Below are 15553 nucleotides of genomic sequence, written 5' to 3'. Positions count from 1 at the left end.
GCGGGTTTCTGCGGGCACAAAAAAAGCGCGTCATCCCAACGGATGACGCGCCTTTTTTGAAGCGATGAGTTTCAGCTACCCGCCACCATCATTCGCTCGATCAGCACCGAGCCGGTGCGGATGTTGCTGCGCAGCTCCAAGTCGCTGCCCACCGCCACGATCTGCTTGAACATGTCGCGCATGTTGCCGGCAATGGTGACTTCCTGGACCGGGAATTGGATCTCGCCATTTTCGACCCAGAACCCCGCCGCGCCACGGGAATAATCGCCTGTCACCATGTTCAAGCCGTGGCCCATCAGCTCGGTGACCAACAACCCACGCCCCATGCGCCGCAGCAGCGCTGCCTGGTCTTCCTCGCCATGAGTGACGAACAGGTTGTGCACGCCACCGGCGTTAGCGGTGCTCGGCATGCCCAATTTGCGACCCGAATAGGTGCCGAGGATGTACGAAACCAGCTCGCCGTTTTCCACGAACGGCTTGGCATAGGTGGCCAGGCCATCCCCGTCGAAAGCCGAACTGCCCATGGCCTGCATCAGGTGCGGACGCTCGTCGATGGTCATCCATTCCGGAAACAGTTTCTGGCCCAGCGCGCCTTCGAGGAACGAGGATTTGCGGTACAGGTTGCCGCCGGACACCGCTGACAGGAAGCTGCCGAACAAGCCACCGGCCAACTCGGCGGAGAACAGCACCGGCACCTCACAGGTCGGCACAGGCCGCGCGCCCAGGCGACTGGCGGCCCGTTGCGCAGCCTTCTGGCCGATGCTCACCGGGTCCGCCAGCAATGTGCCCTGGCGACTCACGTCGTACCAGTAGTCGCGCTGCATCTGCCCATTGGCCTCGGCGATCATCACGCAGCTGAGGCTGTGACGCGTCGATGCGTACCCGCCGATGAAACCATGGCTGTTGCCATAAACGCGGCACCCTTGGTGGGTATTGAGCGTAGTGCCGTCGGCATTCTTGATCCGGCTGTCGGCGTCGAATGCTGCCGCTTCGCAGCGCAGTGCCTGCTCGATGGCCTGCTCGGGCGTGATGTCCCAGGCGTGGAACAGATCGAAGTCCTTGAGCTCCTTGCACATCAGCGCGGCATCGGCCAGGCCGGAGGCTTCGTCTTCGGACGTATGCTGGGCAATCGCCAATGCAGCGGCGACTGTTTCGCGAATGGCGTCAGGGCCGCTGGCCGAGGTGCTGGCCGACCCCTTGCGCTGCCCCACGTAAAGGGTGATGCCAAAGCCCTGGTCGCGATTGAATTCGACGGTCTCCACTTCGCGTTGGCGCACCGACGTCGACAGCCCCTGCTCCAGCGACACCGCCACTTCGCACGCGCTGGCGCCCTGTCGCCTGGCTTCGGCGAGGATCTGCTCGACCTGTTCCTGCAGTGCCGGCAATGCTTGCGGGCCGACGCTTTGAACTGCACTCATGGTGTTCTCCACTCAAATTCTGCTTTCGGTAATGGCCATCGAGCGACCGGGCCGGACAAGCGGCCCCCGACTGGTTATCATGGCGGCGTTTCTTTGCGGACTGCCACCATGGTTGATTCTTACGACGACTCCCTCTACGAGGGTGAAAAAAGCAAATCCCAGGTCAAACGCGAGCTGCATGCTCTGGTTGACCTCGGCGAGCGCCTGACAACACTCAAGCCTGACTTGCTGGCCAAACTGCCCTTGACCGACGCCTTGCGCCGGGCCCTGGCCGATGCGCCCAAGCACACCGCGAATATCGCGCGTAAACGGCACCTGCAATTCATCGGCAAGCTGATGCGCGACCAGGACACTGACGCCATCCTGGTTCTGCTCGACCAGCTCGATGCCTCCACCCGGCAGTACAACGAGCGTTTCCACAACCTGGAACGCTGGCGTGATCGCCTGATCGCAGGCGATGACGGCACTCTGGAAAAATTCGTCATCGACTACCCGGAGGCCGATCGCCAGCAACTGCGCTCGCTGATCCGTCAGGCCCAGCACGAACTGGCGCAGAACAAGCCGCCGGCGTCGAGCCGTAAAATCTTCAAGTACATCCGTGAGCTGGACGAGACTCAACGCGGCCTGCGCTGATCGTAACAGCTTGACTCCTCTGCAAGAGGCGGCAGTTACCGTGGCGAGGGAGCTTGCTCCCGCTCGGTTGCGTAGCAACCGCATTGGGGCTACTGCGTAGCCCGGCGGGAGCAAGCTCCCTCGCCACGATGACGTGCGCACATCCCTGAATATTTTTATGCGCCCGTGCCACCCACGGTAATCGCATCGATCTTCAGGGTCGGCTGACCGACACCCACCGGCACTGACTGCCCATCCTTGCCGCACGTGCCCACGCCGCTGTCCAGCGCCAGGTCGTTACCGACCATGGAAACTTTGCTCATCGCCTCCGGCCCGTTGCCGATCAACGTCGCACCCTTGACCGGCGCAGTGATCTTGCCGTCTTCGATCAGGTAGGCCTCGCTGGTGGAAAACACGAACTTGCCGCTGGTGATGTCCACCTGGCCGCCGCCGAGATTGGCGCAGTAGATGCCCTTCTTCACCGACGCGATGATTTCCGCCGGATCGCTCTGGCCGCCGAGCATGTAGGTGTTGGTCATGCGCGGCATGGGCAGGTGCGCGTAAGACTCGCGGCGACCGTTGCCGGTGCGGGCCACGCCCATCAAGCGGGCATTGAGCTTGTCTTGCATGTAGCCCTTGAGCACGCCGTTCTCGATCAGCGTGGTGCATTCGGTCGGGGTGCCTTCGTCGTCGACGCTCAGCGAACCACGACGCCCGGCGAGCGTGCCGTCGTCGACGATGGTGCAGAGTTTCGAGGCGACCATCTCCCCCATGCGCCCGCTGTAGGCCGAACTGCCCTTGCGGTTGAAGTCACCTTCCAGGCCGTGGCCCACGGCTTCGTGCAGCAGCACGCCGGACCAGCCGGAGCCGAGCACCACTGGCAACGTGCCGGCCGGGGCCGGGATGGCCTCAAGGTTCACCAGCGCCTGGCGCAGCGCTTCGCGGGCATAGCCCATGGCGCGGTCTTCACTTAGGAAATAACGATAGTCGGTACGACCGCCACCCCCATGGCCGCCGCGCTCACGGCGACCGTTCTGCTCGACGATCACGCTGACGTTGAAACGCACCAGCGGCCGCACATCCGCCGCCAGGCCACCGTCGGTGGAGGCCACCAGAATCCGCTCCCAGACCCCGGCCATGCTCACCGACACCTGCTGGATACGCGGGTCGAGGGCACGCGTGGCGACGTCAATGCGCTTGAGCAGCTCGACCTTTTCGGCGCGACTCATGACTTCCAGTGGGTTGTCCGGCGCATACAGCTGGGCCACGTCCTGGCTGCTGAACGCCTGGACCGTGCCATTCTGCCCGGCCCGGGAAATCGAGCGAGCCGCACGAGCCGCGGCGCCGAGGGCCTCAAGGGTGATGGCGTTGCTGTAGGCAAACCCGGTCTTTTCGCCGGATTGGGCACGCACGCCCACACCCTGGTCGAGGTTGAAACTGCCTTCCTTGACGATGCCGTCTTCCAGCGACCAGGACTCGGAAATCTGTCCCTGGAAATACAGGTCGGCCGCATCGATGCCCGGACCGGCCAGGTCGCCCAGCACGCCTTGCAGGCTTTCGAGGGTCACGCCGCCGGGGGCTAAAAGGTGTTCACTGACTGAGGACAACAACCCGCTCATATGTTTTACGCCTTGAATTCGTCGTCTTGGACAGGTCGCTGTCGGGCGCCCTGCGAGAAAAAGCGCCGATGGCTCGCCACCGGCATGCGCGCCCGGATGGACGCCTGTTCACTGTCGTCGCGCTCGGCCAGCAGCACGGCCTCGCCTTGATCCTGTTGCGCCAGCACACGCCCCCACGGGTCGACTATCGCGGCATGGCCAAAGGTTTCCCGGGGCCCCGGATGCAACCCACCCTGGGCGGCCGCCAGCACGTAGCACTGGGTTTCGATGGCCCGGGCGCGAATCAGTACGTCCCAATGCGCAGCGCCGGTCACCGCGGTAAACGCCGAAGGCGCGGTAATCAGCTCGGCCCCGGCCGCCCGCAACTCGCTGTAGAGCTCGGGAAAACGCAAGTCGTAGCAGACTGTCAGGCCAACCCGGCCCACCGGTGTGTCGGCAACCACCACGTTGCCGCCATAAGCATAGTCATCGGATTCACGGTAACGACCGCGATTGTCCGCCACGTCCACGTCGAACAGGTGCAGCTTGTCATAACGCGCGACGATCTCGCCCTGGTCGTCCACCAGCAACGAACATGCATGGGCCTTGGCCTCGGGCTGGCCCACCGGCGGCAACGGCAACGTGCCGGCCACAATCCATAACCTGAGGTCGCGCGCGACCTGTTTCAACCACGGCAGGATCGGACCCTGACCAAAGGCTTCGGCCCGCGCGATATCGGCAACGTCCCGCCGGCCCATGGCCGCGAAGTTTTCCGGCAGCACCGCCAGCCGTGCGCCACCCGCCGCGGCCTGCTCCAGCAACACCCGGGCACGGGCCAGGTTGGCGAGCACATCGCTCTGGCTGACCATTTGAACCACGGCGATTGGCATGGTGCCTCCTTACTATCGAATCTCCCTTGTGGGAGCGAGCCTGCTCGCGAAAGCGCTGGGTCAGTTCACATCACTTGCACTGATCCTATGCCTTCGCGAGCAGGCTCGCTCCCACAAAGGGATTGTCACTACCTGTCAAAACGGCTTGTCGAAAGTGATCTTCGGCTCTTTCCACGGCCCCTTGACGTCGTATCTTACGCTGGCAAAACGCGCGACGCGGTCGCCGATCAGCTTGTCGATCAGAAACAGCGCCCCACCCACCGCCGGTGCGCCGACGATCAACGCGGCGATCGGCAGGTTATTGGTGACAGGCAAGGTTACCAGCAGCTTGGCATCGACCCGGTCGGCCACCATGTCCAGCGTTCCGTTGAGTTCCAGGTTGCTCGAAGGTCCGGTCAGGGTGATCGGCTCGCGAGTCACGTACACACCGCTGCTCGCCACCAGCAGGCCCTTGACCCGATCGTAGCTCAGTCCCTTGCCGAACAGATCGGAGAAATCCAGGCGCAAGCGCCGGCCGATGGAGTTGAAGTTCAACAGGCCGAAAACCCGCAAGGCCTGGGCGCTGCCTTCGACTTCGACGAACTGACCCTTGTTGAGTGACGCATCGAGGCTGCCGGAGAAACGCTTGGTGGCGACCCATGCAGGTGAACCGGGCCAGCGTCCGTCGACGTCCAGATGGAATTCCTGGCTTGTCACGCTAGGCGCAAACCCCCAACCCTTGAGCACATCGGCGAGGTTCTTGCCCTTGATCCGGCCTTTGTACCAACTGCTGGTGGAACCGGGCAGGCCCTCCCAGGCGCCATTGCCATGCAGGACCATGCCCTTGAGGCCCATGTCCAGGTCATTCAGCGCGATGCCCTTGCCCGTCGGCCGGACTTTCAGCGACCAGGCACCAATGAGATCCGGCCCCTGGAACAACTGGTCGATGGCGATATCCATCGCCGGGATTTTGCTCGGGTCGACCGAGGCCAGCGGGTCCGGGGCGTTTTCGTCGGCCTGGACCGTCGGGTCCGCGGCCGGCAGGCGCACATAGTCGAGGCGGATCCCGATTGGCGCGGCCTTCGCATCCGGCAGGTTGACGCTGCCCTTGGCCTGCTGGCTATCGAGCCGCAGGGCCCAGGCATCGGCCTTGCGGTCCAACTGCACCGAGGCCTGGTCAAGCGTCGTGCCCATCGCGGTGAGCTTGCCAACCTTGAGATCGGCACTGTTGAGCACCTGCCGGGCACTGCCGCCCGGGTCCTTGCCGGCATATCTGCCCAACAGATCCTGCCAGGGGCTCACGTCCAGCTCCGACAATGTGCCGCGCAGCCGCAGCCCCTTGGCGCCAGGCAGAACCGCCTCGCCGGCGCCCAGCAGCAATTCGCCACGCCCGTCAGCGATTTTTCCGCTCGGCGCGGCGTAAGTGAAACTGGCCAGGTCGCCATAGTCGACCCAGTAGCGACGCTCCGCCCCTTGCAACGTCATACGGAACACTGTGTCGCGCCCGACATCCGCAGCCATGCCGAAGGGCGCCGGGAGATCCACCGCCACGCCCTTGAGATCGGAGCTGACCGACAATTGGCTGTCGGCACCGTTGAGCGTCACTTGCAACTGATAGGGAACCACGCCGGAGATGGGCAATGGCTGGGTCACGCTCAACCAATCCGTAAGCTTCTTGACCTCGACCCGCCCGGACGCTACCACCCGTGTGTCGAGCGCACCGGCACGGCCTTCGGCAAAAATCTGCGCGCTTACCGGCCGGTCGAATGCCCGGGCCGCGATGTTCTTGCCACTGAGCCCCTTGGCGCTGTCGAAACGAAAATCGCCCTTGAGCTGGGTAAGCTCCAGCGCCGGCTCGCTGAGCTTGAGCCGGGCCTTGTCGGTACTGAAATCCACCAGGATCTTCGGCTGTTCACCTTTGGCCAGCGGGATATCCAGGTTCACCTTGCCTTGCAGATCGCCCTCGCCTTCCCAACCGGCGAAGGTCTCGGCCGTGCCGATGGGTGCGGTCTGGAGGATTTTCAGCCCGTCGCCCAATACCCCGGCAAAGCCGCCGTCCAACAACAGATGGACATTCTGCCCGGCCGGCGCGTGGGGAATGGTTACCACAACATCCTTGACCTGGGTGTCCAGCAGTTGCCCCTGGCTGGCATAGATACGCACGCCGCTGTCCTCGACAAAGACGTCGCCGCTGACCTTGCTGACCGAAGGCCAGCCCGGCTGGAACGCCAGCTCGGCGTCATGCACCTTGAAAAACAGGCTGATGCTGCGAGACGCGTCCTCGGCACCTTTGTTCAGCGAGCCCTGGTACTGGAAAAAACCCTCGTCCACCGCGCCCTTGACAATGGCGGTGCGCAACCATTCATCCAGCGCCGGACTGAGGACGGCCGGCAGGTACTTGGCGGTGTAGCGCCCGTCACCGTCCACCAGGCCGACCCGCAGGTCCATGTAGTCTTCCTGGCTGTGGTCGAAATGCAGGCGGATCAGGAAGTCGCCGGCAATCCGCCCTTCCTCTCCCAGCACCTTCAAGTATGGTGCGATCAGGGTGAATCCCTGCTTGTCGAGCTTCCAGGTCAGCCGGGCATTGGCCTGAAAGTATTGCCACGGCTTGGCGAAAATCGGGTCCAGGTGCAGGGAAAAATCCTTGCTGTCCATGCGCAGCTCACCGCCGCCGAGGTCACCGCTGAGGCTGCCGGAGACGTTGCGCGCCGCCGGGGCGCCGCGATAGGCGTCGAACCCGACCGTGTCCAGATTGGTGGCGAAGCTGATTTTCTGATCACCGGTGTTCTGTGGCCGGTAATCCAGCAACACGTTGCGCAGGCCACCAGTCACCTTGAGCCGGTCGATCGCCGTGGCGACACCTTCGGGCAATGGCGCCAAGGCATTGAGCAACGGCGTGAGCGGCGTCAGGTCAAGGCGATCGGCCTGCACGTGCCAACGCTCCTCGACCTTCTCGGTGGCGCCGTTCTGTTGCAATTGCAGGCGTGTTTCCCAGCGCGTCTCACCCAGGTTCATCGCCAGCGAGTCGAAGGTCGCGGTGAACCCCTGGCTGCTGCGCTGGAAATATCCGTTGAGGGCCAGGTTGTGGATCTGCACTGGCTTGCGATCGGCATAGGCGCCCTTGATCTGTGGCGCGTTCAACCGCACGGCGGCGCTTTGCACCGTGCCCTCGCCCCAACTGAGCCAGAATTCCCCACCGGCCTTGATCTCGGCAAAATCCCACTGCCGGGTCAGGCGTTTCGGCAGCCATTTCGACCAGTCGCTTTGCGGCAGGCTCAGGTACGCGTCGGCCTCGCCATTTCGCCAATCGCTGGCGCGGATACGAGTGCGCAGGTTGAGCGCCACGGGCTGGCCGTCAGGCAGGGTAAGACGTGCGTCCAGGCGCTGGCGAGCCGGACCGGTGCGCAAGCTCAGACCAACATAGGTCAGGCTCAGGGGCGGATGGTCCAGCGGTTGCAAGGTGACCTGACTGTCGAGCACCGACAGTTTTGAAATCATCTGCATGCGCTCAAGCAACTGCTGCGCATCGAGCGGCTGATCATCCTTCACCGGCAGGCCTTCAAGGGACCATTTGCCGTCAGCGCCCTCTTTCAGGCTGACCTTCAGGCCGCTGACTTCCAGATGAGCGATGCGCACCTGGCGCGCCAGCAGGCTGTCCCACACCGCAGGCACGGCACGTACCTGATCCAGGTGCAAGGCGTTGGGCCCCTCGCCGACAACCACGTCGCGCGCCGCCAGGACGGGCGCCAGGGCGCTCCAGCTGCCTTCGAGGCTACCAACGTGCACAGGAATGCCCAACGCTTCGCCGGCCCGGCTCTCGACTTCGGCGCGATACTCGGCCACCAGCGGGATCAACTCCCGGCCGAGGCTGACATACAAGGCCAGCAGTATCAGCAGCAGCGCACACAGGCCCAGCCCCCAGCGAGTCAGCGTCCCCATAAGGCGTGTCAGACGCTCCATGTCAGCGGGCTCCCCTGGCAAAGGCATTCATATTCGCCGCCCTGGCGCTGCGCGCGCCGCTTCAGAGCAACACCACGTCGTACTGTTCCTGGGAATACATGGTTTCCACCTGGAAGCGAATCGTGCGCCCGATAAAGGCCTCCAGTTCCGCGACGTTGCCGGACTCCTCATCCAGCAGGCGATCCACCACCTTCTGGTTCGCCAACACTCTATAGCCGGTGGCCTGGTAGGCGCGCGCCTCCCGGAGGATTTCCCGGAAGATTTCGTAACACACGGTTTCCGGAGTCTTCAGCTTGCCCCGGCCCTGGCAACTGCTGCACGGCTCGCACAGCACCTGCTCAAGGCTCTCGCGGGTGCGCTTGCGAGTCATCTGCACCAGGCCCAGTTCGGTAATGCCGATGATGTTGGTCTTGGCGTGGTCGCGTTCGAGCTGTTTTTCCAGGGTCCGCAGCACCTGGCGCTGGTGCTCTTCGTCTTCCATGTCGATGAAGTCGATGATGATGATCCCGCCCAGGTTACGCAGGCGCAGTTGCCGGGCGATGGCCGTGGCCGCTTCAAGATTGGTCTTGAAGATGGTTTCCTCAAGGTTGCGATGGCCGACGAATGCACCGGTATTGACGTCGATGGTGCTCATCGCCTCGGCCGGATCGACCACCAGGTAACCGCCGGATTTGAGCGGCACTTTGCGTTCAAGGGCTCGCTGGATTTCATCTTCGACGCCGTACAGATCGAAAATCGGCCGCTCGCCAGGGTAGTGCTCCAGGCGGTCGGCGATTTCCGGCATCAGCTCGGCGACGAATTGGGTGGTTTTCTGGAAGGTTTCCCGGGAATCGATACGGATTTTCTCGATCTTCGGGCTGACCAGGTCCCGCAGGGTCCGCAGCGCCAGGCCCAGGTCCTCGTAGATCACACTCGGCGTGGCGATGGTCTTGATCTGCTCGGCGATCTGGTCCCAGAGCCTGCGCAGGTAGCGGATATCCATGAGGATTTCATCGGCCCCGGCGCCCTCGGCGGCCGTGCGCAGGATGAAACCGCCGGCCTCCTTGATGCCTTCTTTCTCAACGCAGTCGCTGACAACCTTCTTCAGACGCTCGCGTTCGGCTTCGTCCTCGATCTTCAGGGAGATGCCAACGTGGGCGGTGCGCGGCATGTACACAAGATAGCGCGACGGAATCGACAACTGGGTGGTCAGGCGCGCGCCCTTCGAGCCGATGGGGTCCTTGGTGACCTGCACCACCAGGCTCTGGCCTTCATGGACCAAGGCGCTGATGCTCTCTACCGCCGGCCCTTCGCGCATCGAAATTTCCGAGGCGTGGATGAACGCCGCGCGGTCCAGGCCGATATCGACGAAGGCCGCCTGCATGCCCGGCAGCACCCGTACCACCTTGCCCTTGTAGATATTGCCGACGATCCCGCGTTTTTGCGTACGCTCGACATGGACCTCTTGCAGGACGCCGTTTTCAACCACCGCCACGCGCGATTCCATCGGCGTGATGTTGATCAGGATCTCTTCACTCATGGCAGGGTCTCGTTCAGGCATATTCACGATTATGGCCGCATCTGGTCAGACGGCGCTCAGCGCGCGCTCAAGGGTTGCCAACAGGGTATGCCGAAATGGTCGAGCAGTTCTGCGGTTTCGCATAGTGGCAGGCCGACCACGGCCGAATAACTGCCTTCGAGGTCGGCGATGAACACCGCGCCCAGCCCTTGGATACCATAGCCGCCCGCCTTGTCCCGGGGTTCGCCGCTGGCCCAATAGGCAATCGCTTCCTGCTCCATGACCGGGCGAAAGCGCACCCGACTGCGAACCACCCGGGATTCGCAACGCTGGCCATCGAGCACGGCAATCGCGGTCAATACCTCATGGTCGCGACCGGACAGGCTCAGCAGCATCGACTTGGCATCGGCCTCGTCCTGGGGCTTGCCGAGAATCCGGCCATCCAGTACCACCGCGGTATCGGCACCCAGCACACAGCAATCGGTGCCGTTCTGCAACGAGTGCAGCCCGGCCTCGGCCTTGCCCCGCGCCAGGCGCTCGACATAGGCCGATGGGGTTTCGTGGTCGAGGGGAGTTTCGTCGATGTCCGCGCTGATCGCAGTAAAGGGAACGCCGATCTGTGTGAGCAATTCACGCCGACGCGGCGAGCCCGAGGCAAGGTAAAGCGGTTTCATCAAGACATCTCCCTTGTACGCGCCGGCTTTTGTGGCGAGGGAGCTTGCTCCCGCTCGGTTGCGCAGCAACCGTAAAAATGGGGCCGCTACGCAGCCCAGCGGGAGCAAGCTCCCTCGCCACTGGGATGTAGGTATTCAAAAAAGTCTAGAGACCCCGACCGCATCAGTTGATCTTGAAACGCAGGCGCAAGCCACGCAAACCGAAGCTGACCCAAGGCCAGAGCAACGCACTGACCAGGGCCGGCAAGACCAGCGCCAGCGTCGGCTGACGATTGCCGGTCAGTGCGCTGAGCCACAATTGCACCAGTTGCGCCAGGCCAAAGATCACCAGGATCACCAGGCTCTGCTGCCACATGGGAAACATCCGCAGGCGCTGTTGCAGCGAGAGCACCAGGAAAGTGATCAAGGTCAGGATAAGCGCGTTCTGCCCCAGCAACGTGCCATAAAGCACATCTTCGGTCAGGCCCAGGCACCAGGCGGTAACCATGCCGACCTTGTGCGGCAAAGCCAGTGCCCAGAAGGCCAGCAGCAAGGCCAGCCACAACGGACGCAGGATCTCCATGAACTGCGGCAGCGGCGACACACTGAGCAACAGGCCGATGGCGAAGGTCAGCCAGACCATCCAGCCGTTACCGGATCGAGTACTGCTCATTCTTCTCGTGCTCCCCTGGTCGCCGGTGTAGCGGCGGGTGTCGAGGCCGGTGGCTTGGCCGCGGGCCGTGCAGGTTGGGATGTCGTCGCATGGGCGGGCGGCCGGGCAGGCGTCGCAGCGGGTGCGGCCGGCGGGGTGGTTGCCGTGGCGGGTGCCGCCACTTGGGGTTTTGGCACCGTGGCCGGGACCGCCGCGGGTGCGGGTGCAGGCGCAGCAGGCGCCGTCGATTCGCCACCTTGCCGATCCTGGACTTCCTGGGCCACGGCGGCGTCATTGGCGCGCTCTTCAGGCGTGCGGTTGTCGCTGAACACCAGCAGCAGGTAACGGCTACGGTTCAGCGCGGCCGTGGGTACCGCCCGGACAATGGCGAATGGCTGGCCGGAATCGTGGATGACTTCCTTGACCGTCGCCACCGGATACCCCGCCGGGAATCGCTGGCCAAGACCCGAGCTGACCAGCAGGTCGCCCTCCTTGATGTCGGCGGTGTCGGCCACATGCCGCAGCTCCAGGCGCTCGGGATTGCCGGTGCCGCTGGCAATCGCCCGCAAGCCGTTGCGATTGACCTGTACCGGAATGCTGTGGGTAGTGTCGGTCAACAGCAGCACGCGGGAGGTGTAGGGCATCAGCTCGACCACCTGCCCCATCAGGCCACGGGCATCGAGCACCGGCTGGCCGAGGACGACGCCATCGCGCTCACCCTTGTTGATGATGATCCGGTGCGTGAAGGGGTTGGGGTCCATGCCGATCAACTCGGCGACCTCGACCTTCTCATTGACCAGCGCCGAGGAGTTGAGCAACTCGCGCAGCCGCACGTTCTGCTCGGTGAGGGCCGCGAGCTTTTGCATGCGCCCCTGCAACAGCAGGTTTTCGGTCTTGAGTTTTTCGTTTTCGGCGACCAGTTCGGTGCGGCTGCCGAACTGGCTGGCCACACCCTGCCACAGCCGCTGCGGCAGGTCGGTGATCCAGTAGGACTCCATCAACACCAGCGACATCTGGCTGCGCACCGGCTTGAGCAGCGTGAAGCGGGCATCGACCACCATCAGCGCGACCGATAGCACGGCCAGCACCAGCAGGCGTACGCCCAATGAGGGGCCCTTGGCAAAAAGCGGTTTAATAGGCCGCTCCTCCCGGGCAAATGTTGTCTTTATTCATACGGCATCAACCGGCCTGGATACGAATGACAGAAGATAAACGCCAACGGGCAGCACTGCAAAGTGCTGCCCGGAAGCGAACAACATAGACGATCCCGCCAGCTTATTCGCTGGAGAGCAAGTCCATGGTGTGCTTGTCCATCATTTCCAGCGCACGGCCACCGCCGCGGGCAACGCACGTCAGCGGGTCTTCGGCGACGATCACCGGCAGCCCGGTTTCCTGGGCCAGCAGCTTGTCGAGGTCACGCAGCAGCGCACCACCACCGGTCAGCACCAGGCCGCGCTCGGCGATGTCCGACGCCAGTTCCGGCGGCGACTGCTCCAGGGCGCTCTTGACAGCCTGCACGATGGTCGCCAGCGACTCTTGCAGCGCCTCGAGCACTTCGTTGGAGTTGAGGGTGAAGGCGCGAGGAACGCCTTCGGCCAGGTTACGGCCGCGCACGTCGACTTCACGCACTTCGCCGCCCGGGTAGGCGGTGCCGATTTCCTGCTTGATGCGCTCGGCGGTGGATTCGCCGATCAGGCTGCCGTAGTTGCGGCGCACGTAGGTGATGATTGCTTCGTCGAAACGGTCGCCGCCGACACGCACGGACTCGGCATAGACCACGCCATTCAGGGAGATCAAGGCGATTTCAGTGGTACCGCCACCGATATCGACGACCATCGAACCGCGGGCTTCTTCCACCGGCAGGCCGGCACCGATGGCAGCGGCCATCGGCTCTTCGATCAGGAATACTTCACGGGCACCGGCACCGAGGGCCGATTCGCGGATGGCGCGACGCTCCACCTGGGTGGATTTGCAGGGCACGCAGATCAGCACGCGAGGGCTGGGCTGCAGGAAACTGTTTTCGTGAACCTTGTTGATGAAATACTGCAGCATCTTTTCGCAGACGCTGAAGTCGGCGATCACGCCATCCTTCATCGGGCGAATGGCTGCAATGTTGCCCGGTGTGCGGCCCAGCATGCGCTTGGCTTCCGTACCGACAGCCACGACACTTTTCTGGTTACCGTGGGTGCGGATGGCCACGACCGAGGGTTCATTCAGGACGATACCGCGCTCGCGCACGTAAATAAGGGTGTTGGCAGTGCCCAGGTCGATGGAAAGATCGCTGGAAAACATGCCACGCAGTTTCTTGAACATGGGAAAGGGACCCTAGGCAACGCGTGGGTAAAAAAGTGCGGCAAACTCTAACAACGACAGGGATTTTGGGCAAGGCGCCAATATGTTAAATTGGCCGCTTTTCTGTGCACCAAACCCCGAGATCGCGGCCGTAGGGCCGTAGAAATGCGGTAGTGTTCCGACAATCTAACACACGGACAGACTGCGTCCGTTTTGTTTTCCACTGGAGAATCCCATGGCGCTTGAACGCTCCGACGTGGAAAAAATCGCTCATCTGGCCTGTCTGGGCCTAAATGAAGCCGATCTTCCACACATTACTTCTGCCCTGAACAGCATTCTAGGGCTGGTCGACGAGATGCAGGCGGTCGACACCGACGGTATCGAGCCGCTGGCCCACCCACTGGAAGCCAGCCAGCGCCTGCGCGCCGACGTCGTCACCGAGTCCGATAACCGCGAGGCCTACCAGTCCATCGCACCGGCGGTCGAAAACGGCCTGTACCTGGTTCCGAAAGTCATCGACTAAAGGGAAAGAGCCTCTCATGCATCACATGACCCTGGCCGAGATCGCCCGCGGACTCGCCGACAAGAAATTTTCCTCCGAAGAGCTGACCAAGGCCCTGCTGGCGCGCATTGCCCAGCTCGACCCGCAGCTCAACAGCTTCATCAGCCTCACCGAAGAACTGGCCCTGAGCCAGGCCAAGGCCGCCGACGCCCGTCGCGCCAACGGTGAGAGCGGCGCCCTGCTCGGCGCGCCGATCGCCCACAAGGACCTGTTCTGCACCCAGGGCATCCGCACCAGTTGCGGCTCGAAGATGCTCGACAACTTCAAGGCCCCGTACGACGCCACCGTGGTCGCCAAGCTGGCCGCCGCTGGCGCCGTGACGCTGGGCAAGACCAACATGGACGAATTCGCCATGGGTTCGGCCAACGAATCCAGCTACTACGGCGCGGTGAAAAACCCCTGGAACCTGGAACACGTACCGGGCGGTTCGTCCGGTGGTTCCGCTGCTGCCGTGGCTGCGCGCCTGTTGCCGGCGGCCACCGCCACCGACACCGGCGGCTCGATTCGCCAGCCGGCGGCGTTCACCAACCTCACCGGGCTCAAGCCGACCTACGGCCGCGTCTCGCGCTGGGGCATGATCGCCTACGCCTCCAGCCTCGACCAGGGTGGCCCGCTGGCACGCACCGCCGAAGATTGCGCGCTCCTGCTGCAAGGCATGGCCGGCTTCGACCCGAACGACTCCACCAGCATCGATGAACCGGTGCCGGACTACAGCGCCAGCCTCAACGGCTCGCTGCAAGGCCTGCGGATCGGCGTGCCGAAGGAATACTTCGGTGCCGGCCTCGATCCGCGCATCGCCGAACTGGTTCACAACAGCGTCAAGGCGCTGGAAAAGCTCGGCGCGGTGATCAAGGAAATCAGCCTGCCGAACATGCAGCACGCGATTCCGGCGTATTACGTGATCGCCCCGGCGGAAGCCTCCTCGAACCTGTCGCGCTTCGACGGCGTGCGCTTCGGCTATCGCTGCGAAAACCCGCAGAACCTGATCGACCTGTACAAGCGCTCCCGTGGCGAAGGCTTCGGCGCCGAAGTGCAGCGCCGGATCATGGTCGGCGCCTACGCGTTGTCCGCCGGCTACTACGACGCCTACTACCTCAAGGCGCAGAAAATCCGCCGCCTGGTGAAAAACGACTTCATGGCCGCCTTCAACGAGGTCGACATCATCCTCGGCCCGACCACGCCGAACCCGGCCTGGAAGCTCGGCGCCAAGAACAGCGACCCGGTCGCCGAGTACCTGGAAGACGTCTACACCATCACCGCCAACCTCGCCGGCTTGCCGGGCCTGTCCATGCCGGCCGGCTTCGTCGATGGCCTGCCGGTGGGCGTGCAACTGCTCGCGCCGTATTTCCAGGAAGGCCGCCTGCTCAACGTGGCGCACCAGTATCAGCTGAACAGCGACTGGCACACCCGCACCCCAACCGGCTTCTGAGGAGAAACAC

Annotated in this window: 12 protein-coding genes; 3 read left to right on the top strand and 9 right to left on the bottom strand. The window is 63.4% G+C overall.

Features of this window, described 5'->3' with window-relative positions:
- Positions 1-71: 71 nt before the first annotated feature.
- A complete protein-coding gene (gene pmbA / locus J3P91_RS04110; protein ID WP_434569808.1) occupies positions 72-1418 on the bottom strand; it encodes a metalloprotease PmbA in 1347 nt (448 codons plus the stop codon).
- Between the two features lie 108 nt (positions 1419-1526).
- Here pmbA and yjgA point away from each other — a divergent pair, with 108 nt between their 5' ends.
- Entirely contained in the window at positions 1527-2051 is a 525-nt protein-coding gene (gene yjgA, locus J3P91_RS04105) for a ribosome biogenesis factor YjgA (RefSeq protein ID WP_014336624.1), read from the top strand.
- A 155-nt stretch (positions 2052-2206) separates the two neighbouring features.
- Here the strand turns inward: yjgA and tldD are convergent, their stop codons facing one another.
- The 8 genes from tldD to mreB all read right to left on the bottom strand — a co-directional run bounded on the left by tldD (position 2207) and on the right by mreB (position 13573).
- Positions 2207-3649: a metalloprotease TldD gene (gene tldD, locus J3P91_RS04100; protein ID WP_003197828.1), complete on the bottom strand. Its 1443-nt coding sequence runs from the start codon at positions 3647-3649 to the stop codon at positions 2207-2209.
- 5 nt (positions 3650-3654) lie between these two features.
- The gene (locus J3P91_RS04095; RefSeq protein ID WP_434602825.1) at positions 3655-4518 is read right to left on the bottom strand and encodes a carbon-nitrogen hydrolase family protein; all 864 of its coding nucleotides are present in this window, start codon (positions 4516-4518) and stop codon (positions 3655-3657) included.
- Between the two features lie 135 nt (positions 4519-4653).
- Positions 4654-8457 carry a YhdP family protein gene (locus tag J3P91_RS04090; protein ID WP_434602824.1) on the bottom strand — a complete coding sequence of 1268 codons (3804 nt, stop codon included), beginning with the start codon at positions 8455-8457 and terminating at the stop codon, positions 4654-4656.
- A 61-nt stretch (positions 8458-8518) separates the two neighbouring features.
- On the bottom strand, positions 8519-9976 hold the full coding sequence (rng, locus tag J3P91_RS04085) for a ribonuclease G (RefSeq protein ID WP_305496813.1): 1458 nt from the start codon (positions 9974-9976) through the stop codon (positions 8519-8521).
- A gap of 56 nt (positions 9977-10032) precedes the next feature.
- On the bottom strand, positions 10033-10629 hold the full coding sequence (locus tag J3P91_RS04080; RefSeq protein ID WP_434602823.1) for a Maf family protein: 597 nt from the start codon (positions 10627-10629) through the stop codon (positions 10033-10035).
- Between the two features lie 163 nt (positions 10630-10792).
- The gene (mreD, locus tag J3P91_RS04075; protein WP_305496816.1) at positions 10793-11281 is read right to left on the bottom strand and encodes a rod shape-determining protein MreD; all 489 of its coding nucleotides are present in this window, start codon (positions 11279-11281) and stop codon (positions 10793-10795) included.
- Positions 11278-12366 carry a rod shape-determining protein MreC gene (gene mreC, locus J3P91_RS04070; protein WP_434602822.1) on the bottom strand — a complete coding sequence of 363 codons (1089 nt, stop codon included), beginning with the start codon at positions 12364-12366 and terminating at the stop codon, positions 11278-11280. Before mreC ends, mreD begins: the two co-directional genes overlap by 4 nt.
- A gap of 169 nt (positions 12367-12535) precedes the next feature.
- Positions 12536-13573 (bottom strand): rod shape-determining protein MreB, encoded by a 1038-nt coding sequence (gene mreB / locus J3P91_RS04065; RefSeq protein ID WP_002555108.1) that lies wholly within the window; start codon positions 13571-13573, stop codon positions 12536-12538.
- 214 nt (positions 13574-13787) lie between these two features.
- On the opposite strand from mreB, the gene gatC reads away from it, so the two are divergent.
- Positions 13788-14075 carry an Asp-tRNA(Asn)/Glu-tRNA(Gln) amidotransferase subunit GatC gene (gatC, locus tag J3P91_RS04060; RefSeq protein ID WP_072388421.1) on the top strand — a complete coding sequence of 96 codons (288 nt, stop codon included), beginning with the start codon at positions 13788-13790 and terminating at the stop codon, positions 14073-14075.
- Positions 14076-14091: 16 nt separating this feature from the next.
- Positions 14092-15543 (top strand): Asp-tRNA(Asn)/Glu-tRNA(Gln) amidotransferase subunit GatA, encoded by a 1452-nt coding sequence (gene gatA / locus J3P91_RS04055; protein ID WP_434602821.1) that lies wholly within the window; start codon positions 14092-14094, stop codon positions 15541-15543.
- The last annotated feature ends 10 nt before the right edge of the window (positions 15544-15553 follow it).

Source organism: Pseudomonas sp. Z4-7, from assembly GCF_051131965.1.
Taxonomy (GTDB): domain Bacteria; phylum Pseudomonadota; class Gammaproteobacteria; order Pseudomonadales; family Pseudomonadaceae; genus Aquipseudomonas.
Note: the sequence above shows the minus strand (reverse complement) of the source record. Positions and strands in the feature narration are given on the sequence as shown.